The sequence below is a fragment of the Paenibacillus glycanilyticus genome (assembly GCF_023715145.1).
Lineage (GTDB): Bacteria > Bacillota > Bacilli > Paenibacillales > Paenibacillaceae > Pristimantibacillus > Pristimantibacillus glycanilyticus_A.
In genome coordinates this window covers 145,700-167,053 of the sequence record NZ_JAMBNP010000001.1, presented here as the reverse complement: position 1 = coordinate 167,053, position 21,354 = coordinate 145,700, and the positions used below count along the sequence as shown (strand labels likewise).

The 21,354-nt window shown below is 49.9% G+C and carries 21 protein-coding genes; all 21 read left to right on the top strand.

The window, feature by feature from the left end:
* Positions 1–112 precede the first annotated feature (112 nt).
* The 21 genes from rimP (at position 113) to M3194_RS00740 (ending at position 21,354) form a co-directional block, all read left to right on the top strand.
* Positions 113–574 carry a ribosome maturation factor RimP gene (gene rimP / locus M3194_RS00840; protein WP_251651140.1) on the top strand — a complete coding sequence of 154 codons (462 nt, stop codon included), beginning with the start codon at positions 113–115 and terminating at the stop codon, positions 572–574.
* Between the two features lie 37 nt (positions 575–611).
* Positions 612–1,715, top strand: a complete 1,104-nt coding sequence (gene nusA, locus M3194_RS00835) for a transcription termination factor NusA (protein ID WP_251651139.1) — start codon at positions 612–614, stop codon at positions 1,713–1,715.
* A gap of 48 nt (positions 1,716–1,763) precedes the next feature.
* On the top strand, positions 1,764–2,078 hold the full coding sequence (rnpM, locus tag M3194_RS00830; protein WP_091181683.1) for an RNase P modulator RnpM: 315 nt from the start codon (positions 1,764–1,766) through the stop codon (positions 2,076–2,078).
* Positions 2,071–2,421, top strand: a complete 351-nt coding sequence (locus M3194_RS00825) for a L7Ae/L30e/S12e/Gadd45 family ribosomal protein (RefSeq protein ID WP_049790157.1) — start codon at positions 2,071–2,073, stop codon at positions 2,419–2,421. Before rnpM ends, M3194_RS00825 begins: the two co-directional genes overlap by 8 nt.
* Positions 2,387–5,221, top strand: a complete 2,835-nt coding sequence (gene infB / locus M3194_RS00820; protein WP_251651138.1) for a translation initiation factor IF-2 — start codon at positions 2,387–2,389, stop codon at positions 5,219–5,221. The genes M3194_RS00825 and infB overlap by 35 nt, the downstream gene beginning before the upstream one ends.
* A gap of 7 nt (positions 5,222–5,228) precedes the next feature.
* Positions 5,229–5,585 (top strand): 30S ribosome-binding factor RbfA, encoded by a 357-nt coding sequence (gene rbfA / locus M3194_RS00815; protein ID WP_251651137.1) that lies wholly within the window; start codon positions 5,229–5,231, stop codon positions 5,583–5,585.
* Positions 5,582–6,574 carry a DHH family phosphoesterase gene (locus M3194_RS00810; RefSeq protein WP_251651136.1) on the top strand — a complete coding sequence of 331 codons (993 nt, stop codon included), beginning with the start codon at positions 5,582–5,584 and terminating at the stop codon, positions 6,572–6,574. Before rbfA ends, M3194_RS00810 begins: the two co-directional genes overlap by 4 nt.
* The gene (gene truB, locus M3194_RS00805; protein ID WP_251651135.1) at positions 6,575–7,477 is read left to right on the top strand and encodes a tRNA pseudouridine(55) synthase TruB; all 903 of its coding nucleotides are present in this window, start codon (positions 6,575–6,577) and stop codon (positions 7,475–7,477) included. It abuts the gene before it with no gap.
* A 35-nt stretch (positions 7,478–7,512) separates the two neighbouring features.
* Positions 7,513–8,460 carry a bifunctional riboflavin kinase/FAD synthetase gene (locus M3194_RS00800; protein ID WP_251651134.1) on the top strand — a complete coding sequence of 316 codons (948 nt, stop codon included), beginning with the start codon at positions 7,513–7,515 and terminating at the stop codon, positions 8,458–8,460.
* Between the two features lie 165 nt (positions 8,461–8,625).
* On the top strand, positions 8,626–8,895 hold the full coding sequence (gene rpsO / locus M3194_RS00795; protein WP_127495788.1) for a 30S ribosomal protein S15: 270 nt from the start codon (positions 8,626–8,628) through the stop codon (positions 8,893–8,895).
* Positions 8,896–9,137: 242 nt separating this feature from the next.
* A complete protein-coding gene (gene pnp, locus M3194_RS00790; RefSeq protein WP_251652074.1) occupies positions 9,138–11,219 on the top strand; it encodes a polyribonucleotide nucleotidyltransferase in 2,082 nt (693 codons plus the stop codon).
* A gap of 275 nt (positions 11,220–11,494) precedes the next feature.
* On the top strand, positions 11,495–12,502 hold the full coding sequence (locus M3194_RS00785; RefSeq protein ID WP_251651133.1) for a polysaccharide deacetylase family protein: 1,008 nt from the start codon (positions 11,495–11,497) through the stop codon (positions 12,500–12,502).
* 148 nt (positions 12,503–12,650) lie between these two features.
* Positions 12,651–13,916 (top strand): M16 family metallopeptidase, encoded by a 1,266-nt coding sequence (locus M3194_RS00780; RefSeq protein ID WP_251651132.1) that lies wholly within the window; start codon positions 12,651–12,653, stop codon positions 13,914–13,916.
* Entirely contained in the window at positions 13,897–14,340 is a 444-nt protein-coding gene (dut, locus tag M3194_RS00775; protein ID WP_251651131.1) for a dUTP diphosphatase, read from the top strand. Before M3194_RS00780 ends, dut begins: the two co-directional genes overlap by 20 nt.
* 150 nt (positions 14,341–14,490) lie before the next feature.
* Positions 14,491–15,387: a dipicolinate synthase subunit DpsA gene (dpsA, locus tag M3194_RS00770; RefSeq protein WP_251651130.1), complete on the top strand. Its 897-nt coding sequence runs from the start codon at positions 14,491–14,493 to the stop codon at positions 15,385–15,387.
* Complete coding sequence (locus tag M3194_RS00765) at positions 15,387–15,980, top strand: dipicolinate synthase subunit B (protein ID WP_251651129.1); 594 nt, start codon at positions 15,387–15,389, stop codon at positions 15,978–15,980. The genes dpsA and M3194_RS00765 overlap by 1 nt, the downstream gene beginning before the upstream one ends.
* Before the next feature lie 254 nt (positions 15,981–16,234).
* The gene (gene dapG, locus M3194_RS00760; protein ID WP_251651128.1) at positions 16,235–17,437 is read left to right on the top strand and encodes an aspartate kinase; all 1,203 of its coding nucleotides are present in this window, start codon (positions 16,235–16,237) and stop codon (positions 17,435–17,437) included.
* 54 nt (positions 17,438–17,491) lie between these two features.
* Positions 17,492–18,364 (top strand): 4-hydroxy-tetrahydrodipicolinate synthase, encoded by an 873-nt coding sequence (gene dapA, locus M3194_RS00755; RefSeq protein ID WP_251651127.1) that lies wholly within the window; start codon positions 17,492–17,494, stop codon positions 18,362–18,364.
* 206 nt (positions 18,365–18,570) lie between these two features.
* Positions 18,571–20,250 carry a ribonuclease J gene (locus M3194_RS00750; RefSeq protein WP_251651126.1) on the top strand — a complete coding sequence of 560 codons (1,680 nt, stop codon included), beginning with the start codon at positions 18,571–18,573 and terminating at the stop codon, positions 20,248–20,250.
* A 133-nt stretch (positions 20,251–20,383) separates the two neighbouring features.
* A complete protein-coding gene (locus M3194_RS00745; RefSeq protein WP_251651125.1) occupies positions 20,384–21,127 on the top strand; it encodes a ClpP family protease in 744 nt (247 codons plus the stop codon).
* Positions 21,127–21,354: a YlzJ-like family protein gene (locus M3194_RS00740; protein WP_251651124.1), complete on the top strand. Its 228-nt coding sequence runs from the start codon at positions 21,127–21,129 to the stop codon at positions 21,352–21,354. Before M3194_RS00745 ends, M3194_RS00740 begins: the two co-directional genes overlap by 1 nt.

Below are 21,354 nucleotides of genomic sequence, written 5' to 3'. Positions count from 1 at the left end.
AGAGACTTGAAGCAGAGAGTGGGGAAACCCACTCTTTACGTTTTGTAAACGGCTTTTTTCGCATACGATTGGGCCGTTTGCAGACGTACGAAGAAACAGGAGGTTACACCGATTGAGCACATCCAAAATCAAAACCGTCGTTGAGGCAATGGTTACTCCCTTCCTTAATAGCAATGGATTTGAACTTGTTGATATTGAGTACGTCAAGGAAGGCAGCAACTACTTCCTTCGCGTGTTCGTTGACAAGGAAGGCGGCATCGATATAGACGAATGCGGTAAAATCAGCGAATTTTTGAGCGAGGAATTGGATAAGAACGATCCGGTCTCCGATGCTTACTTCTTAGAGGTATCATCCCCTGGTGCGGAACGTCCGCTTAAGAAGCCGGAAGATGTTCGCAAATCAGTCGGCAAGCATGTTTACATAACGACTTACGAGCCTATTGACGGCTCTAAGGAATTTGAAGGACAGCTAACGGCATTTGACGGCGAACAGGCTACGGTCAAGATCGGCAAGAAAGATCATATTATTCCTTATGCCAAAGTCGCGAGCGCTCGTCTTGCGATTGTGTTCTAAATAGCGTTTTATTTTTGAAAGGGGGAACTCCATTCCAATGAGCATGGATTTTATTGAAGCATTGTCGGAAATCGAGAGGGATAAAGGGATTGCAAAGGAAGTGCTGTTAGAAGCGATTGAAGCGGCTTTGATATCGAGCTACAAACGCAACTTTAATACAGCGCAGAACGTTCGCGTGGACATTAACCGCCACAGCGGCGTTATTAAAGTATACGCTCGTAAGACGGTTGTTGACGAAGTGCTCGACCCGCGTCTGGAAATTACAATCGACGCTGCACGCGAGATCAACCCTCACTACCAGTTGGATGATATCGCGGATATCGAAGTTACGCCTCGTGACTTTGGCCGGATCGCGGCTCAGACAGCAAAGCAGGTAGTTACGCAGCGTATCCGCGAAGCGGAGCGCGGTTTGATCTACAACGCATTTATTGATAAAGAAGAAGATATCGTCAACGGTATCGTACAGCGTCAAGATACGCGTAACCTGTTTGTTGACCTGGGCAAGGTTGAAGCGGTTCTTCCGCTTACCGAACTGATGCCAACGGACAAATTCAAGCACGGTGACCGCGTAAAGTCGTATATTACGAAGGTAGAGAATACGACTAAAGGACCGCAGATTATTTTGTCCCGTACGCATCCTGGTCTTTTGAAGCGCCTGTTCGAGCTCGAAGTGCCGGAAATCTATGATGGCGTAGTAGAGATTCGTTCCGTTGCCCGCGAAGCTGGCTTCCGTTCGAAGATTGCCGTTCACTCGCGCAACGAGGAAGTTGATCCGGTTGGATCCTGCGTTGGTCCTAAGGGCATGCGCGTACAAACAATCGTGAACGAGCTCACTGGCGAGAAGATTGATATCGTCCGCTGGTCCGAGAGCGTTGAGGAATATGTAGCGAATGCGCTCAGCCCATCCAAGGTGCTTGAGGTTATCGTATTTGAACAAGAGAAAATGGCCCGCGTAATCGTACCTGATTACCAGCTGTCTCTTGCCATTGGCATTAAGGGTCAGAACGCGCGCCTTGCTGCGAAGCTGACTGGCTGGAAAATCGATATCAAGAGCGAGACGCAAGCGGAGCAGGAATACGGCCGTCCTAAGACAACGACCGGCACGATGCACCAGGATTCCGTTTCGATCGATTTGACTTAAGGCTGGCTTACATCTTGGGTCCATTAACGGGCAAAGGAGGGGTGTGCGGTGAGACCGAGAAAAGTGCCGCTTCGCAAGTGCGTGGCTTGCCAAGAAATGAAGCCGAAGAGAGAACTCATCCGGGTTGTTCGGACACCAAACGAAGAAGTGCTTATAGACCTGACGGGGAAAAAAGCCGGGCGCGGCGCCTACCTTTGCGGACAGGTCAGCTGCTTTAAGCTGGCTAAGAAGTCCAAGGCGCTCGACCGGGCATTAAAGCAAGCAGTCGACGCATCGATTTACGACCAGCTTGAACAGGATTTCATTGCGGTAGAGGACGAGTTTCTGGCAGGCAAGGAGCGGGAAAGCGATGAAGATGAATAAAGGCTTGTCTTCGCTCGGAATGGCCATGAGAGCCGGAAAGCTTATTACCGGAGATGAAATTGTGCTCAAGGCGGTTCGTAAGGGTGAAGCACAGCTCGTCATAATTGCGGGCGATGCTTCTCCAAATACGAAGAAGAAGTTTCGCGACAAATGCAACACCTACGGGGTACAGCTCGCCGAAGCATTTGACCGCGATCAGCTTGGAAAGGCCATTGGAAAGCCGGAACGAGTCGTACTGGCGGTAACTGACGCAAAGTTCGGAAAAATGATTGCAGGTCATCTGAGTCAAAATTCGGAGGTGGATAATATTGAGCAAACAACAGGACAATGGCAAGGACAATAAAGATAAAACACGCGTATACGAATACGCGAAATCGCTAAACATGAGCAGTAAAGAAATTATAACGATTCTTAAGCGGCTTAATTTGCCCGTTAATAATCATATGAGTGTTATGGAAACCGAAATGGTGAATAAAGTGGAAGGCTTCTTCCGCGACATCAAGCAAAATGCGGCTGCAAAGCGTGCTCAGGAAGGCAGTGCGACTGTATCGGCAGCATCACAGCCGGCAAGCAAACCGCAGCAGTCTCAACCGGTACAAAAAAATCTATCTCAGGACAGACAGGGGCCTATGAATTCTATTAAAACGACATCTGAAACCAACCAATCGCAACAAGAACAACGTCCAGCACAAAGTCAGCAAGACAGTGCGAATACCACAAGCTCGAGCCAATCTACCGCTAATGCAAGCAGCAGCTCCAGCAACAGCAACAATTCCGGCAACAGCAATAGCAACAACAGCAGACCGCAGTACAGCGGCAATCGTCCGCAAGGCGGCGGCGGGTACCAAGGTAACCGTCCGCAAGGACAAGGCGGCGGCCAAGGCGGCAATCGTCCGCAAGGCGGCGGCGGGTATCAAGGTAACCGTCCGCAAGGGCAAGGCGGCGGCCAAGGCGGCAATCGTCCGCAAGGCGGCGGCGGGTATCAAGGCAACCGTCCGCAAGGGCAAGGCGGCGGCCAAGGCGGCAATCGTCCGCAAGGCGGCGGCGGGTACCAAGGTAGCCGTCCGCAAGGGCAAGGCGGCGGCCAGGGCGGCAATCGTCCGCAAGGCGGCGGTGCTCCAGGCGGCAACCGTCCACCACAAGGCGGCGGCGGTCCAGCCCGTTCATTCGATTCATCGCGTCCGGCACCAACTTCCCGCGGTACTGCTGCAGGGGAAACAAACCGTAAGAGCAACAATAATGTTGTCAACAAGAACAAGACAAACAACGGCAGCCAAAAACGCTTCGACGACGGCAAACCGAACTTCAGAACGAATCCTAACAACCGCGGCAAAGGCGGCAGAAATAACCGTAATCATTCGCAGCAGCCTCCACGCGAGAAAATCGACAACACGCCTAAGAAAATTATTGTACGCGGTACAATGACAGTAGGCGATCTGGCGAAGCTGCTCCACAAGGATGCTTCCGAAGTTATTAAGAAGCTTATTTCTCTTGGCGTAATGGCTACCATCAACCAAGAGCTCGATATGGATACGATCCTTCTGATTGCATCTGAATTCGGCGTAGAAGTTGAAGTGAAGATTCCGGTTGAAGAGGATACCTTCGAAACGGTTGAAGAAGTGGATGATGAAGCAGATCTGACTACTCGTCCACCGGTTGTAACGATTATGGGTCACGTCGACCATGGTAAAACAACGCTTCTTGACGCTATTCGTCATACAAACGTAACGGGCGGAGAAGCAGGCGGCATCACGCAGCATATCGGCGCTTACCAAGTAGAGATCAACCATAAGAAAATTACGTTCCTCGATACACCGGGTCACGAAGCGTTTACGCTTATGCGTGCACGCGGTGCCCAAGTAACGGATATTACGATTATCGTAGTAGCGGCCGATGACGGCGTTATGCCTCAGACGGTTGAGGCTGTCAACCATGCGAAAGCGGCAGGCGTGCCGATTATCGTGGCGGTTAACAAAATCGATAAACCGGATGCAGATCCTGACAAAATCAAACAGGCTCTGACGGAATACGAACTGGTACCTGAAGAGTGGGGCGGCGATACGATCTTCGTTAACGTTTCCGCGAAACAGCGTCTCGGTCTTGAAGAACTGCTCGAGATGATTCTGCTCGTAGCTGAAGTAAATGATTACAAAGCGAATGTAGACAAACGCGCTCGCGGTACGGTTATCGAAGCCGAGCTGGATAAAGGTAAAGGTCCGGTCGCACGCGTTCTCGTACAGCATGGTTCGCTTAAGATCGGCGATGCTTTCGTTGCCGGCAACTGCTTCGGCCGTGTCCGCGCAATGGTGAACGACAAAGGCCGCCGTATCAAAGAAGCTGGTCCTTCTACTCCGGTGGAGATCACTGGCTTGACAGAAGTACCACTTGCAGGCGATCCGTTCATGGTATTCGAAGACGAGCGCAAAGCAAGAGCAATTGCAGACCGCCGTTCGATTAAACAACGTCAATCCGAGCTTGGCGCGAACTCCCGCGTAACGCTTGACGATCTGTTCAAGCATATCCAAGAAGGCGAGATCAAGGATCTCAACATTATTATCAAGTCTGACGTTCAAGGTTCGACAGAGGCGCTCAAAGGCTCCCTTGCGAAAATTGAAATCGAAGGCGTTCGTATCAAAATCATTCACAGCGGCGTAGGTGCAATCACAGAATCCGATATCAACTTGGCTGCTGCATCCAACGCTATCGTAATCGGCTTTAACGTTCGTCCTGAACCACAAGCTGATTTGGCTGCGCAGCAAGAAAAAGTAGACGTTCGTCTGCACCGCGTTATCTATAACGTAATCGAAGAGATCGAGCAAGCGATGAAAGGCATGCTGGATCCAATCTTCAAAGAAGTCGTTCAAGGCCAGGCTGAGGTCCGCAACATCTTCAAGCTGAGTAAAGTTGGCGCTATCGCTGGTTGTATGGTTACAAGCGGTAAAATCACTCGTAACTCCGAAGTTCGCGTCATCCGCGGCGGTATCGTCGTATTCGAAGGTAAATTGGATACGGTAAAACGCTTCAAGGACGATGTGAAGGAAGTTGCTCAAGGCTACGAGTGCGGTATTACGATCGAGCGGTTTAGCGACTTCAAAGAAGGGGATATTATTGAAGCCTTCGTTATGGAGTCGGTAGAGAGGTGATTAAAGCATGGCTAAAATTCGCGTAGGACGGGTCGGCGAACAAATCAAGAAAGAGCTGAGCCAAATTATTCAAACCGAGCTGAAGGATCCTCGTATCGGATTTATTACCGTAACGGGTGTTGAGGCAACAAGTGACCTTTCCCAGGCACGTGTCTACCTCAGCGTGCTCGGCAGCGAAGAACAGAAGGAAGAAACCCTTAAAGCGCTGGGCAAAGCGAATGGATATCTCCGTTCAGAGCTCGGCAAGCGGATGCGTCTTCGCCATACTCCCGAGCTGATGTTTAAGTTCGACAGCAGCATCGAGTACGGCAGCCGCATCGAAGGGTTGCTTGAAGAAATTAACCGCGGGAATAAAGGCCAATGACGGCCGCCGCGGAATACGGGCAACAGCTTGAAGCTGCGCTTGCATTTATGCGGGAAGGAGACGACTTCTTAGTCGTCTCCCATGTGCAGCCCGACGGAGATGCAATCAGCTCCACTTCAGTTGTTGGCTGGATGCTTGACCAATTGGGCAAATCAAAAACGCTGATCAATGAAGGGGAATCTCCTTCACGGCTTAGCTACTTAAGAGGCTTTGATCAAATTGTCAATTATCGCAAGGAAAAACCGGGGCAAACGTACACGCATGTGATTGCGGTCGATTGCGCCGATTTTCGGCGTATTGGCGAGGTTTCAGCCTTGTTTGCGCAGGATGTGAAATTGCTCAATATCGATCATCACCCTACGAATAACGGGTTTGGTACGGTAAACGTAATTCTGCCTGATGCCGCGGCAACGGTTGAAATTTTATATGATATGATTGAACGGTCCGGCAGCGCAATTGACGTTGAATGCGCAACGGCTATCTATACAGGCTTGCTGACGGATACAGGCGGCTTCCGCTATTCGAATACAAGTCCGAAGGTTATGGATGTAGCTTCTCGTATGCTTGCATTGGGAGCTCCCGGTCATAAGCTGGCGGATCATCTTCTGGAGAAGATGACGATGGCTAAGCTGAAGCTGCTGCAGCGCAGCTTGGCGAGATTGACCTTCTCGGACGATCAGCAGATTGGCTGGCTGTACGTAGCCAAGGATGATATGAAAGAGACCGGCGCCGTATCCGACGATATGGAAGGGATCGTCAACTACGCACTGAATATTGATGGAGTGGAAGTTGGCATTCTTTTCAAGGAAACGGAAGATGGCGGGGTGAAAGCAAGTCTTCGATCAGCAGGTAAAGCGGATGTAGCAGCGATTGCACAATCCTTCGGCGGAGGCGGCCATGTCCGAGCTGCAGGATGCCGGATGCAAGGAACGCTGACTGAAGTAATCGAGGAGCTTGTTGAAGCAGTTAGAAAGGCGTTGAATGGATAGATGGACGGAATTATTGCCGTATGGAAGCCTGCCGGTTGGACGTCGCATGATGTAGTGGCGAAGGTACGGCGTATCGTTCGTATGAAGCGCATTGGGCATGCAGGTACTCTAGATCCGATGGTGACTGGGGTATTGCCATTATGTCTCGGGAGATCTACTAGAGTTGTAGAGTATTTGCAGGAGAGACCTAAAGCGTATGAAGCCGTTATACAGCTTGGCACAGCAACGGATACAGAGGATTTGACCGGGACGGTCCTTGAGGAGCAGTCGGGTATCAAGATAACCAGAGAACAGGTATTGCAGGTGCTGCAAAGCTTTGTTGGCGAGATTGACCAGGTTCCTCCGATGTACTCCGCCGTGAAAGTAGACGGCAAGCGACTCTATGAGCTGGCAAGAGAAGGCAAGACGGTTGAACGGAAGTCGCGCAAAGTTACGATCCACCAGATTGATCTGATTTATGCCGATCTTGATGCGGATAAGCCGCGCTTTACTTTTTCCGTCATGTGCTCAAAGGGAACCTATATCCGTACGCTATGCGTTGATATCGGCCGTGCGCTTGGCGTACCTGCTGCGATGGCAGAGCTGACTCGGACGATGTCAGGTGGAATTACCAGAGAGCAATGTGTCACGCTTGAAGAACTGGAGAAGCTGCAGGAAGCGGGAAGGCTGGAGGAGAAAATGCTTCCGGCTGATCTGGCTATCGATCATCTTCAGCGAGTACAAGCGGACGCAGTTGTTACGGAGATGGCGCTTCGAGGGCAGAAAATACCGTATGCGCGGATTAAGGCTTCCTTCGATTCCAGCAGGCTCGTACGCCTATATGGCGAAAATGATGCTTTTATCGGAATTTTCGAGGCCGATGACGAAGCATTGGCACTTAAGCCGGTGAAAGTATTCTCCTAACCGGGATTATATAGAGGAATTGCAGGTGTATCAGCATGGAAATTATAACCCTTACTTATCCTTTACAAGAATGTCCAGCCGTGCTTCAGAACAAGAAGCTTGCTGTGGCAATCGGACATTTCGACGGTGTCCACCGCGGTCATCAGAACGTTATTTGTCAAGCGGTTCAAATTGCAAAGAACACAGGGGCTTTGTCCGCCGTTATGACTTTTCTGCCGCATCCGAAAGAGGTTCTGGGGCAAGGAGACCAATATTTCAGTTGCTTGACGCCGCCGGAAGAGAAGCGGGCTTTGTTTGCAGAGCTTGGGGTTGATATCATGTTTGTCATGAAGTTCGACCTGACGTTTGCTTCGATCAGTCCTCAGCAGTTTGTTGATGAAGTATTGCGTCCGCTCCATGCCGAGCATGTCGTGGTCGGATTCGATTTCACTTTTGGAGCAAAGGGCAAGGGGAATCCGGAATTGATGAGAACGTTAGGAAGCCCCGATATTACGGTGGACATCGTTGAGCCTCTTTATGAGAATGAAGAAAAGGTCAGCAGCACCTACATTCGGGCTGCTCTTGAGAAAGGGGACATTGCTCTTGCAACCACTCTTCTCGGACGTCCTTATGAAGTGGAAGGAACGGTTGTACACGGTGACGCACGGGGCCGGACGATCGGCTTCCCGACGGCTAACGTAGGTTTATCGAAGCCTTATATTACACCTTGTCTGGGCGTATTTGCGATAAAGGCGAAGGTAGCGGGCAAAACTTATTTCGGCGTATTGAACCATGGCATGAAGCCAACGTTTAATAAAGAAGAGATCCGTCCCGTTCTGGAGGCGCATCTGTTCGATTTCCATCAAGAAATCTATGGTGAATCCATTACGCTGGAGTTCCATTCCTTTATCCGTCCGGAGAAACGGTTTGGATCGGTGAATGAATTAATCGAGCAGATTGGCGAAGACGCGAAGCAAACCAAGCAATTCTTTGGCCTTGCTTAAGCGTCGGCATTTACTTTGCCTGATTCATTGTGGTATACTGAGTAACGTTGTGGGCGAGAACGGCTTGTCCGTTACTGTTCCGCAATCGAACCTTAGCTTGGATATCTGCTCTCACCGGCGGTTTCGAGGCTAATGGCGATTAACTGAAATAGGAGGTGAACGAGGATGGCAATTACACAAGATCGTAAAACACAACTGATCGAGACTCACAAAACACACGCGAGCGACACGGGTTCCCCGGAAGTTCAAGTGGCTATCCTGACGGAAAACATCGTGAACTTGACGCAACACTTGCGGGAGCACAAGAAAGATCATCATTCCCGCCGTGGTCTGCTCAAGATGGTAGGTCAACGCCGTAAGCTGTTGGCATACCTGAAAAACAAAGATGTTAAACGTTATAGCGCATTGATCGAAAAACTCGGCCTTCGCCGCTAGAACATGTTTCATGAAAAGCAACCTGGTTGTCTTGCCGTCCGGGCTACCGGAGCCGGCAGAATCGGGTTGCTTTTTGTAATATTACAAAATTCAGCAGGATATACCAGAGCTGTTCACGAATGTAATGAAAACCAATGGTTACATACTTTAAGCACATGCTTACGAAGCGAGATAAGCTTTGCAATTCATAGGCATTGCTTCACAATTCATTTTAGGAGGGAATACGTTTGCAACGAGTAGAGATGTTATTAGGCGGCAGAACGCTTGTGCTGGAAACAGGCCGTTTGGCAAAACAGGCTAATGCTGCAGTAACGGTTCGCTACGGGGATACAGTAGTTCTCTGTACGGTAACCGCTTCGGCTGAGCCCAAAGATTTGGACTTCTTCCCGCTTACGGTTAACTATGAAGAGCGTTTATATGCTGTAGGCAAGATCCCTGGCGGATTTATTAAACGCGAAGGACGCCCAAGCGAGAAAGCGATTCTGTCGAGCCGTTTGACCGACCGTCCGATTCGCCCATTGTTCCCGGAAGGCTTCCGTAACGATGTTCAAGTCGCGAATATCGTAATGAGCGTAGACCAGAACTGCACGCCGGAAATCGCGGCAATGATCGGTACTTCCGCAGCTTTGAGCATTTCCGACGTACCATTTAACGGTCCAATCGGCGGCGTAAATGTAGGTCGTATTAACGGTCAATTCATCATTAACCCGACTGTAGAGCAAGAAGCGGAGACTGAAATCTTCGTTACGGTTGCTGGCACAAAAGACGCAATCATGATGGTTGAGGCTGAAGGTAATGAAGTGCCGGAAGACGTGATGCTTGAAGCGATCATGTTCGGCCATGACGAGATCAAGAAAATCGTGGCAATGATTGAAGAGCTTCATGCTGCTGCAGGCAAACCAAAAATGGAAGTGAAGCTTCATGCGGTTAACGCTGAGGTGAATGCTGCCGTTCGCGCCTTTGCTTCGGAGAAGCTGGTTGAAGCGATCCGTATTCCGGAGAAGCATGCGCGTCAAGACGCAATTGATGCTGTTAATGGCGAAACAGTTGCTCATTTTGAAGAAGCGTATGCCGAAACTCCAGAGCTTCTGGGCGATGTAAAAGAAGTATTGTACGACATCGTGAAAGAAGAAGTTCGCCGCTTGATCACCCATGACAAAGTACGTCCTGACGGCCGTTCTCTTGACGAGATTCGTCCTATCGAATGTGATGTTGCTTTGCTGCCGCGTACACATGGCTCCGGCTTGTTCACACGTGGACAAACTCAAGCGCTTAGCATTTGTACACTGGGCGCACTTGGCGATGTTCAAATTCTGGACGGTATTAGCCCGGAAGAAACCAAACGTTTCATGCATCACTACAACTTCCCGCCGTTTAGCGTTGGTGAAGCACGTCCGCTTCGTCCTCCTGGCCGCCGCGAGATTGGTCACGGAGCACTTGGCGAACGCGCATTGTCCAAGGTTATTCCTTCGGAAACGGATTTCCCTTACACCATCCGTCTTGTATCCGAAGTTCTTGAATCGAATGGTTCGACTTCGCAGGCAAGTATCTGCGCGAGCACTCTTGCTATGATGGATGCCGGCGTACCGATCAAAGCACCTGTAGCGGGTATTGCAATGGGTCTGATCAAAGACGGGGATCATTTCTCGATTTTGTCCGATATCCAAGGTATGGAAGATCATCTCGGCGATATGGACTTTAAGGTTGCAGGCACGGCGCAAGGCGTGACGGCGATTCAGATGGATATTAAGATTAACGGTATCGACCGTGCGATCTTGTCGCAAGCACTTGAGCAAGCGCGCATTGGCCGTATGCACATTCTCGGCAAAATGACGGCAGTCATGTCTCAATCGCGTTCGAGCCTGTCGCAATATGCTCCTAAGATTCTTACTCTTCGTATCAACCCTGATAAGATCCGTGACGTTATCGGCTCCGGCGGTAAAATCATCAATAAAATTATTGAAGAGACCGGCGTAAAAATCGATATCGAGCAGGATGGCATGGTCTTCATTGCTTCCTCGAATGAAGAGATGAACCAACGCGCGAAAGCGATTATTGAGGGTATCGTAAAAGAAGTTGTCATTGGCGAGGTTTACCTCGGAACCGTTAAACGGATCGAGAAATTCGGCGCGTTTGTTGAAATTCTGCCGAACAAAGACGGCCTTGTCCACATCTCTCAATTGTCTACCGAGCGCGTAGCGAAGGTGGAAGACGTTGTTGCGATTGGCGACCAAATTACGGTGAAAGTTACGGAAATCGATCAGCAGGGCCGTATTAACCTGTCCCGCAAAGCTGTTCTGACTCCGGAAGTTCCAGCGCAGTAACCTGCTGCGCTTTTATAGGATTTAAGCAAAGAGCCAGATTTGATCTGTCTCTTTTTGTTTTGTCTTCACCAAAAGAGACAGATCATTACTGTCTTCTTTTTGTTTTGTATTGCCAAAAAGAGACAGATCATTACTGTCTTCTTTTTGTTTTGTCCGAGGATGCTGATCATAATCTCGTCCAGTTGCACATACTTATTAGACAAGCGCAGGCGTATGCCTTAGTTAGGCCTGCATTCGCCAAATCAGTTGGCGTATACCGATAAGTAGGAGCTGGAATGATGCGGATGCGGAATAAAATCATTGGGCTAGGTGCTTCCTTTATCGTACTAATTGTTGTATTCCAGATGAATGCCTTTGGCATCATGGATTATATTCAAGCGATTAAAGGGCAGAACGCCGTTGTAACGGGTACCGAAGTTGCTATTTCCGATGAGGAGAAAGCCAAGCTTCGGGAAACGATTGAGGCTGAGGCTCAGCAGCGGTACGTTCAACCGATTGATGCCCGGATTGATCGAGTATGGAAAGCCATCCCCGGCTATAACGGTCTTGAAGTGGATATAGAAAAAACTTATCAGCAAACGATAGCAAGCGGCAGCACTTCGCCGATTCAGTTTGTATACAAGGAAATTTCACCGAAAATATCCTTAAAGGATCTGGGACCTTGGCCGATCTATAAGGGGAACCCCAACAAAAAAATGATTTCGATCATGGTTAACGTGGCATGGGGGAATGAGTATCTTCCGGCCATACTAGATACGTTCGACAAAGAACATGTGAAAGCAACCTTTTTCCTCGATGGTTCGTGGCTGAAAAAGTATCCGGATGTTGCGAAGCATATCCAGGAGCGGGGACATGAAATCTCCAATCATGCGTATTCGCATCCGGATATGAAAACCTTAAGCAGACAAAATCAATTTACGCAAATTTCGCGAACCGAGGATTTGTTGAAAAGCACACTAGACGTCCAAAACAAATGGTTTGCTCCTCCTTCCGGATCCTATAATCAGACAACGATCCAGGTGGCCAGCGAACAGGGACTAATGACGGTCATGTGGACGATTGATACAGTTGATTGGCAGAAGCCTTCGCCGGATTGGATTATCAAGAAGATTTCCTCCAAGCTCGAACCAGGTGCTTTAATTCTTATGCACCCAACCGCTTCTTCCCGAGATGCTCTAACCGGCATGATCCGTGAAGCCAAGCGTCAAGGTTATGCGCTAGGTACGGTCAGCGAAACATTGTCATCCGACCGTCTGCCTTCTCCGGTTGAGCAGACTCCCTAAATTTGTTATAGTGAAATCATTCATGTTTAGCTCATGCTATCGTAGCATGAATCACCACAAACGGTTGATAATGCACCATTTGTGTTGGTAATCACAAAGGTTTGATAATGCACCATATGTTTTGCAATTCATTTTAGGAGGATACGATGTGAATAAATACACGCTCAGCAATGGCCTCCGAGTCGTTGTGGAATACTTGCCGACATTTCGGTCGGTCTCCTTCGGCATTTGGGTAAAGACAGGTTCGCGGAACGAAACACCCGAGAACAACGGGATTTCCCATTTTGTCGAGCATATGCTGTTCAAAGGGACCAACGGCCGTTCAGCAAAAGATATTGCCGATCTGTTCGATGGAATTGGCGGCAATGTGAATGCTTTTACGTCCAAGGAATACACCTGTTATTTCGCTAAGGTGCTGGATGAGCATCTGCCGCTCGCAGTAGATGCCCTTTCGGATATGTTCTTCGAGTCGAAGCTGGATGCAGAGGAGCTGGCGAAGGAGAAGAACGTCATTTTGGAAGAAATCTCGATGTACGAAGATACTCCGGATGACAAGGTGCATGATGAATCATCCCGCGCGGCTTATGGCGACCATCCGCTCGCGTATTCGATTCTTGGATTGGAAGAACGTCTTACAGCCATGAATTCCGAATCGCTGCGCGGCTATATGAATGATACATACACGATCGAGAACACGGTTATCAGTGTGGCCGGCAATGTAGAAGAAGGCAAGCTTCTGGCGCTCCTGGAGAAATATTTTGGCCGTTTCCAGAACAAAGGGAAGAGCAGCATCGTTACGGCTCCCAAGTTCCACGGCGAATATATTTTCTTCAAGAAAAAAACCGAGCAGAACCATCTTTGCCTGTCATTCCCGGGCTGTTCGAACTCGGACCCGCAGCTGTATGCAATGATCTTATTGAATAACGCGCTGGGCGGAGGCATGAGCTCGCGCCTGTTCCAGGAGATCCGCGAGAAGCGGGGACTTGCTTATTCCGTCTACTCGTACCATACCTCTTATGCCGACAGCGGTCTCTTTACGGTCTATGCCGGAACCGCGCCGAAGCAGACGAAAGAAGTGCTTGATCTGACGCTGGAGCAGATGGAGGAGCTTTCGGTGAAGGGTCTGAGCGACGAGGAGCTTCACCGCGGGAAAGAGCAGCTGAAGGGCAGCCTTATCCTTAGTCTGGAGAGCACCAGCAGCCGGATGAACCGTCTTGGCAAGAATGAACTGATGATTGGAAGACATTATACGTTAGACGAAATGCTGCAACGCATCGACAATGTTACGATGAAGGATGTTCAGGAAGTAACGGAACGCATGTTGTCCGTACCGTTTGCCGTTGCCATGGTTGGAACAAACGATAAAGCTGCAGCTCAGATCGGGAGGGATCGTTTTGTTTCAAATTCTATTTAAGCGGCTGGCGGGAAACGAAGATATCGCATTGCCAAGCAAAATGTCGGAGTGGGCAGCAGGATTTGACCTTCAGGCAGCTGTAACCGAGCCTGTCGTGTTGTCGCCTGGGGAACGCAAGCTGATACCGACAGGTCTTGCAATGGCGATGCCGCCGCAAGTAGAGGCACAAGTGCGTCCAAGAAGCGGACTCGCATACAAGCATGGCATCACCTGCTTGAACTCGCCGGGTACGATTGATGCCGATTACCGCGGCGAAGTGAAGGTGCTGCTCATTAATCTCGGGCAGGAGACGTTCACGATCAACCGCGGCGAGCGGATCGCGCAGATGGTGATTCAGCTGCTGCCGGAGATCACAATCGCCGAAGCCGATGAACTGCCGGACACCGTACGCGGTGCAGGCGGCTTCGGGCATACAGGCGTATAAAAGATGGCGGCATGGCTGCCGGGAAGAAGCGTCAAGACCAGAAACCTTGGTTTTGGCGCTTTTTTGCGTTCCAAAATATTGGTTTTCACCATTCTGGGCTCAGGGCATAAGATGGTCTATAACTAGTGCGCAGAAAGGAGTGAAGCCTACATGCTAACAGGCGTTCAAATACTGCTGCTAGGAGGAGATGCGAGACAGCTTGAAGTCATACGCAAGTTAACCGAGCTTGATGCAACGGTAACGGTATCCGGCTTTGACGGACTGCATTCTTCCTTGGACGGCGCCGTGCATGCTGAATTTGACGATAGCTTGTTTGATGATGTTGATGCATTGCTGCTGCCTGCAGTAGGCACGGACGATAATGGCTTTATTCATGCTGTATTCAGTGACCGGCAGATGCAGCTACAGGATCAGCATATTGCCAGGCTGCCTAAGCATTGCAAGGTGTATGCCGGAATGGCAAAGCCTTATTTGCGGGAGCTTTGCGATAAGCATCAGATAGGTCTTGTCGAGCTGTTCGACAGGGATGATGTTGCGATCTACAACTCCATTCCGACGGCAGAAGGGGCCATCATGATGGCCATTCAGAATACGGATATTACGATACATGGATCAACGAGTATGGTGCTCGGCTTCGGCAGAACGGGGTTCACCATGGCCCGGACGCTGCAGAGTCTTGGGGCAAAAGTGCTTATAGGAGTAAGGCGGAGCGAGCATTTCGCAAGAGCCGCCGAGATGGGTTTTGTGCCATTTTACACAAGTCAGCTACTCCAAAATACGGGTAATATTGACTTGCTTTTTAATACAATTCCGACTATGATAGTCACAGCGCAAATTATAGCAAATTTGCCCTCGCGAACCGTTATTATTGACCTTGCCACGAAGCCGGGCGGAACTGATTTCCGCTTCGCCGAGAAGAGAGGCATTAAAGCGATACTCGCGCCCGGACTTCCCGGTATCGTCGCACCCAAAACAGCTGGACGAATCATAGCGGATTGCTTGACTCAGTTGATTACGGACGATTCGATAAAGCGGGGGAATGGGTAATGGATTGGACGGGGAAAACAGTCGGGTATGCGCTGTCTGGCTCGCACTGTACACTGGCAGAAATCATGCCTCAAATTCAACGGTTTGTAGACGCTGGCGCGAATGTCGTGCCAATCGTGTCGCAGACCATTATGACAACAGACACGCGATTCGGAACGTCTCAGGAATGGCAGACGCAGCTGAAGGCGATTACCGGCAATGAGATTATTTCGACGATTGTGCAGGCTGAACCACTTGGCCCGGCGAAGCTGTTTGATGTGCTTCTGATTGCGCCATGCACGGGCAGCACGACAAGCAGGCTTGCAAATGCGATTACGGACAGTGCCGTGCTCATGGCGGCGAAAGCTCAAATGCGCAACTTGAAGCCGCTTGTACTCGCGATTTCAACCAATGATGGTCTCGGGCTAAACGCTGCTAATATTGCAAAACTGTTAGTAGCTAAAAATATTTATTTTGTGCCTTTTGGCCAAGATAACCCGGTTCAAAAGCCAAACTCGCTTGTTGCGAGAATGGATCTGGCTTTGGAAGCTTGCGAAGCCGCCTTGCAGGGGAAACAGCTGCAGCCGTTGCTGATTGAGCGGTTTAATTACTAAAATGCTCTAATAGGTGCATCATCTTTCACATGCAGGCGGCGACGTAATTAAGGAGCTGGCGATAACGCCGGAACCTTAATTACGATTACGCCGCTTGTTTTGTCTTTATGAGTAAATCGAAATTGATCGACTATTCAGATGGTTGCCTCTCATCGAATCGCATGCAACAAAAAAACAACTACGATCGATAAGATGTCTTGCCTGCGGTCACTTGGTTCAGACATCTTTGTATCGGTTACGGGGGAAAGACAGCAATGCGCATCCTGGTACAAAAATTCGGGGGCACTTCACTTTCGACCGATCATGCTAGAAGCTTTTGTCTTCAACATATTGCAAGAGAGCTCGCAAATGGCTATAGCGTTGTAGTCGTTGTTTCGGCAATGGGGCGCTCAGGTGATCCGTATGCAACGGATACCTTGCTTCAGGTCATCCGAAATAATGGCGATAAGCTGCCGGCGCGGGAGCGGGATATGCTGCTGGGCTGCGGGGAGATCATATCAGCCGCCGCCTTATGCAGCTTGCTTTGCTCTGAAGGTATTCCAGCCGTTGTTTTAAACGGCGGCCAAGCAGGAATCATAACAGATGATCAATACGGGCATGCTCGGATCAAAGAGCTTCGTCCTGAAAAAGTATTACAGCAATTAAGAGACGGCAAAGTCGTCATAGTAACGGGTTTTCAAGGAAGCACGGAAAGCGGCGATATGACGACGCTCGGCCGTGGCGGAAGCGATACATCGGCAACGGCAATAGGCGCCGCATTACGGGCAGAAATGGTCGACATCTACACGGATGTGAACGGAATATTAACCGCCGATCCTCGCATCGTTGAGAATGCCAAACCTTTGCAGGTTGTCAGCTACGCTGAGATCTGCAATATGGCTCGCCAAGGAGCCAAAGTGATTCATCCTCGCGCCGTGGAAATCGCGCAGCAGGCGAGAATTCCGGTACGGGTGAGATCAACCTTTTCTTCGGATGAAGGGACGCTTGTCTCGGATGCGGCACTGACTCCGGTAGCCGACCGGCAGGCTACGGGGATTGCCCATGTATCCGGTGTTACGCAAATTTCGGTAAAAGCGATTGAAGGCAGAAATGATGTTCAGCTTCAAGTGTTCCAGACAATGGCGAAGCATCATATCAGCGTTGATTTCATTAACGTCACGCCAAGCGGTGCGGTATATACCGTGTTTGACCAGGATGCCGATCGGGCTGTAGCGGTTCTGCAGGAATGCGGATATGACCCGCTGGCCATTCGAGGCTGCGCGAAGGTATCGGTTATCGGCGGCGGCATGAACGGGGTACCGGGCGTCATGGCCCGCATTGTGGAAGCACTAACCGAGGAAGGCATTACGATCATGCAATCGGCTGACTCTAATACGACGATCTGGGTATTGGTGACAGCAGAGGATATGGTGAAGGCGGTAAGGGCGCTTCACGCGAAGTTCGAACTTCATATATAATAGTGATTATTTGATACGCTAACGAAGTGAAGTACTTTTCAGGAGGTCATAACAATGGATTTTGGTAGATTAATTACTGCAATGGTCACGCCTTTTGATGAGAACGGTCAAATTGACTGGGACACGACCGGTCGTCTGATCGATTATTTGATTGATGAACAGCAAAGCGACACGCTTGTTGTATCTGGTACAACGGGTGAATCCCCAACCTTGACAGAGGAGGAGAAAGCGGAACTGTTCCGTTATGCCGTGAAACATGCTGCCGGCCGCTGCAAAATTATTGCAGGCACAGGAAGCAACAGCACGGCTCATTCCATTCATCTGACCAAGGTAGCGGAAGATGCCGGTGTAGACGGCGTGCTGCTCGTTGCACCGTACTACAACAAGCCGAATCAAGAAGGTTTGTATCAACACTTCAAAGCAATCGCTGAATCTACCAAATTACCTGTCATGCTTTACAACGTTCCAGGGCGTACGGGAATCAATATTTCCGTTGAGACAACGCTCCGCCTTGCCGAGCTGAACAATGTGGTGGCAACGAAGGATTGTGCTTCTCCCGACCAGCTGTCGCAGATTATTGCCGCAGCTCCGGACAGCTTCAGAGTGTACAGCGGCGATGACAGCGCGACGCTAACTACACTTGCCATCGGCGGATATGGGATTGTCAGCGTGGCGAGCCATATTATTGGCGCAAAAATGAAGCAGCTCATCGAATCGTATCTTAGCGGTGACGTGAAGCAGGCAGCGAAATGGCATGCGGAATGCTATCCTGTATTCAAAGGCTTGTTCGAATGCCCGCATCCGGTTCCTAATCCGGTTGCCGTTAAATACGCGCTTGGCCTGCGCGGCTTGCCTGTAGGCGGAGTACGGCTGCCGCTGGTACCGGCTAATGAAGCGGAAGCGGCATTTATAAGCAAGCTGGTCTAATACAATCATAGAGCACGACAAGATCACAAGCAGGCGGAGAGTTGTCTCCAGCCTGCTTGTTTGCGTTCAAATGGAGGACAAGCGGCCGGTTGTTTCACCTTGTATTCCTTCTTTTTCATCATGTATAATGAGGTCAAGCGAAATGGACGGAAAATTCATACAATTGGCTGGAACGGAGAATGGTTTCATTCGAAGGAGGTAAGCACTTGTCGAAGAAAAATCAGGATAAGCTGCTCGTATTTGCCCTTGGCGGAGTTGGCGAGATTGGCAAGAACATGTATGTTATTCAACATGAGGAAGATATTGTTGTGGTGGATGCGGGTCTTAAGTTCCCGGAAGAAGATATGCTTGGCATCGATATTGTGATTCCCGATATTTCTTATTTATTGGAGAATCGGGATAAAGTAAGAGGCATTCTGATTACTCATGGCCACGAAGATCATATAGGCGGCTTGTCCTACGTGCTTAAGCAGTTAAATGTTCCTGTTTACGGCACAAAGCTGACGCTTGGCTTAATTGAGAGCAAGCTGAAGGAAGCCGGGCTGCTTGGCGAGACCACGCGAATCGTCATTCATGCAGATTCCGAAGTAGACCTTGGTACCATCAGGGCAAGCTTCTTCAAGACAAATCATAGTATTCCGGATTCCATAGGGGTCGCGTTGGATACGCCGGAAGGGACGATCGTTCATACCGGTGACTTCAAATTCGATCATACTCCGGTTAATGGCCAATACGCGGACTTGCATAGAATGGCGGAGATCGGCCAGAGGGGAGTTCTCGCCTTACTGTCGGACAGCACCAATGCCGAACGACCAGGGTATACTCCCTCCGAGAAAAATGTAGGGGAAGAGCTGGAAGATATCTTTCATAAATCCTCGCAGCGCGTAGTTGTCGCAACATTCGCCTCCAACGTGCACCGCGTGCAGCAGGTGATCAATGCGGCTATTGCGACGAACCGTTATGTTGCGGTTGTTGGACGCAGCATGGTGAATGTCGTAAGCATTGCCTCCGAGCTCGGCTATCTGCACATTCCCGAGGGGATGATCATAGAGCCGGAGGAAGTAAACAAGCTGGCCGCTGACCGCGTTGTGATCCTGTGCACAGGCAGTCAAGGCGAGCCGATGTCGGCTTTGACCAGAATGGCGCGCTCTACGCATCGCAAGGTTGATATCCTGCCTGGAGATACGGTTATTATCGCAGCTACGCCAATTCCGGGGAACGAGCGCTATGTCGGAAGAACCGTGGATGAGTTATTCCGGCTTGGCGCGAATGTCATTTATGGTCCAGGATCCGTATCCGGGGTGCATGTTTCGGGTCACGGAAGCCAGGAAGAATTAAAGCTGATGCTGAATCTCATTAAACCGAAATATTTTATTCCCATACACGGCGAGTACAGAATGCTCAAGCAGCATGCCCAGTTAGGCGAAGATGTAGGAATTGACCGGAGTCATATATTTGTCATTGATAATGGTGAAACCGTTGAGTTTCAAGACGGTATGGCCCGCAAAGGCTCCAAGGTGCAAGCCGGCAATGTGCTGATTGACGGACTTGGGGTAGGAGATGTCGGCAATATCGTGCTCCGTGACCGGAAGCTGCTCTCTCAAGATGGCATTCTGGTTGTGGTGGTCACGCTCAGCAAGCAGGATGGAGGCTCCATTGTATCGGGTCCGGATATCATATCGCGCGGATTTGTGTATGTTCGGGAATCAGAAGGGCTTCTGGACGAAGCCAACAAGATTGTAACTTCCACGCTGAATAAGCTGATGCATGATAAAGTAAATGAATGGGCTTCCCTAAAAACGAATGTAAAAGACGCCCTCGGGCGTTTCCTATATGAGCAGACCAGACGCCGTCCAATGATTCTTCCGATTATTATGGAAGTATAGCGTAATCAAGAACGTTCCGAAGAGGAGTGATTTATTCCTTTGCGGGACGTTCTTTTTTGCGGATATGCCGGTATAAATTCGCTATTCCACCTCATACTATGACGAGCTATAACAAGATGAGGGGGAGCTTACATTGAATTACACGAATGACGAACAACCGCAGCAGCCCGATCCGGCAGAGGCCGAAAAGAAGAAGCAAAATTCTATCGTAGAGACGATTCAGCAATTAGGGCAAACCACTACGCCCGCAGCGGAATCAAACATCTTTTGCATGACCATAATCGGACAGGTGGAGGGTCATATTGTTTTGCCTCCGCAAAATAAGACAACCAAGTATGAGCATCTGATCCCGCAGCTTGTGGCGGCAGAGCAAAATCCGAAGATCGAAGGCATTCTGATTGTTCTTAATACGGTTGGAGGCGACGTTGAAGCGGGGCTTGCCATTGCCGAGATGATCTCGTCCATATCGAAACCAACGGTGACATTAGTGCTTGGCGGCGGACATTCCATTGGCGTTCCGATTGCCGTAGCAGGCAATATGTCCTTCATAGCGGCTACTGCCACAATGACGATCCATCCGATTCGGCTGAACGGTCTTGTCATTGGCGTTCCCCAAACCTTCGAATACCTCGATAAAATGCAGGAGCGCATTTTGAGGTTTGTGACGATGCACTCGAATGTATCGGAGGAGACATTCAAAGAGCTGATGTTCAAGACGGGCGAGTTGACGAGAGACATCGGTACAACCGTAATCGGATCGGATGCGGTGAAGCACGGACTGATTGATGCCGTAGGCGGACTTGGGGACGCTCTGAGGGAGCTGAACCGTCGAATTGCCGAGCGCAAGCCGGCTGCCCAGACGGGAGTGTATAACTAATGACGATTTATACGGTAATGCCTCTTGAGGCTGTCCTTGACGGTCTGCACGGTGAACCGGCGCCTAGCCAGGAAGTATGGGTGAACGGGATATTCATGCAAGTCCAGCCGGTAGCCCCAGGCATGGGGAAAATCGTTCGTCTGCTCCAATGTTCCCTTGACGATTACTTGAAGCCGGAGCTTGCTCCGGGTAATTTCGTCATGTTCGGACAACCCCCCGAGCAATAA

Excerpts from the sequence above, each read along its gene's own strand:
- M3194_RS00765 (WP_251651129.1), top strand. The coding sequence starts at position 15,387 with ATGGATTGGACGGGGAAAACAGTCGGGTATGCGCTGTCTGGCTCGCAC.
- M3194_RS00810 (WP_251651136.1), top strand. The coding sequence starts at position 5,582 with ATGACGGCCGCCGCGGAATACGGGCAACAGCTTGAAGCTGCGCTTGCA.
- M3194_RS00785 (WP_251651133.1), top strand. The coding sequence starts at position 11,495 with ATGATGCGGATGCGGAATAAAATCATTGGGCTAGGTGCTTCCTTTATC.
- nusA (WP_251651139.1), top strand. The coding sequence starts at position 612 with ATGAGCATGGATTTTATTGAAGCATTGTCGGAAATCGAGAGGGATAAA.
- M3194_RS00800 (WP_251651134.1), top strand. The coding sequence starts at position 7,513 with ATGGAAATTATAACCCTTACTTATCCTTTACAAGAATGTCCAGCCGTG.
- dapG (WP_251651128.1), top strand. The coding sequence starts at position 16,235 with ATGCGCATCCTGGTACAAAAATTCGGGGGCACTTCACTTTCGACCGAT.
- rpsO (WP_127495788.1), top strand. The coding sequence starts at position 8,626 with ATGGCAATTACACAAGATCGTAAAACACAACTGATCGAGACTCACAAA.
- dpsA (WP_251651130.1), top strand. The coding sequence starts at position 14,491 with ATGCTAACAGGCGTTCAAATACTGCTGCTAGGAGGAGATGCGAGACAG.
- dapA (WP_251651127.1), top strand. The coding sequence starts at position 17,492 with ATGGATTTTGGTAGATTAATTACTGCAATGGTCACGCCTTTTGATGAG.
- rbfA (WP_251651137.1), top strand. The coding sequence starts at position 5,229 with ATGGCTAAAATTCGCGTAGGACGGGTCGGCGAACAAATCAAGAAAGAG.
- truB (WP_251651135.1), top strand. The coding sequence starts at position 6,575 with ATGGACGGAATTATTGCCGTATGGAAGCCTGCCGGTTGGACGTCGCAT.
- M3194_RS00825 (WP_049790157.1), top strand. The coding sequence starts at position 2,071 with ATGAATAAAGGCTTGTCTTCGCTCGGAATGGCCATGAGAGCCGGAAAG.
- M3194_RS00740 (WP_251651124.1), top strand. The coding sequence starts at position 21,127 with ATGACGATTTATACGGTAATGCCTCTTGAGGCTGTCCTTGACGGTCTG.
- pnp (WP_251652074.1), top strand. The coding sequence starts at position 9,138 with ATGTTATTAGGCGGCAGAACGCTTGTGCTGGAAACAGGCCGTTTGGCA.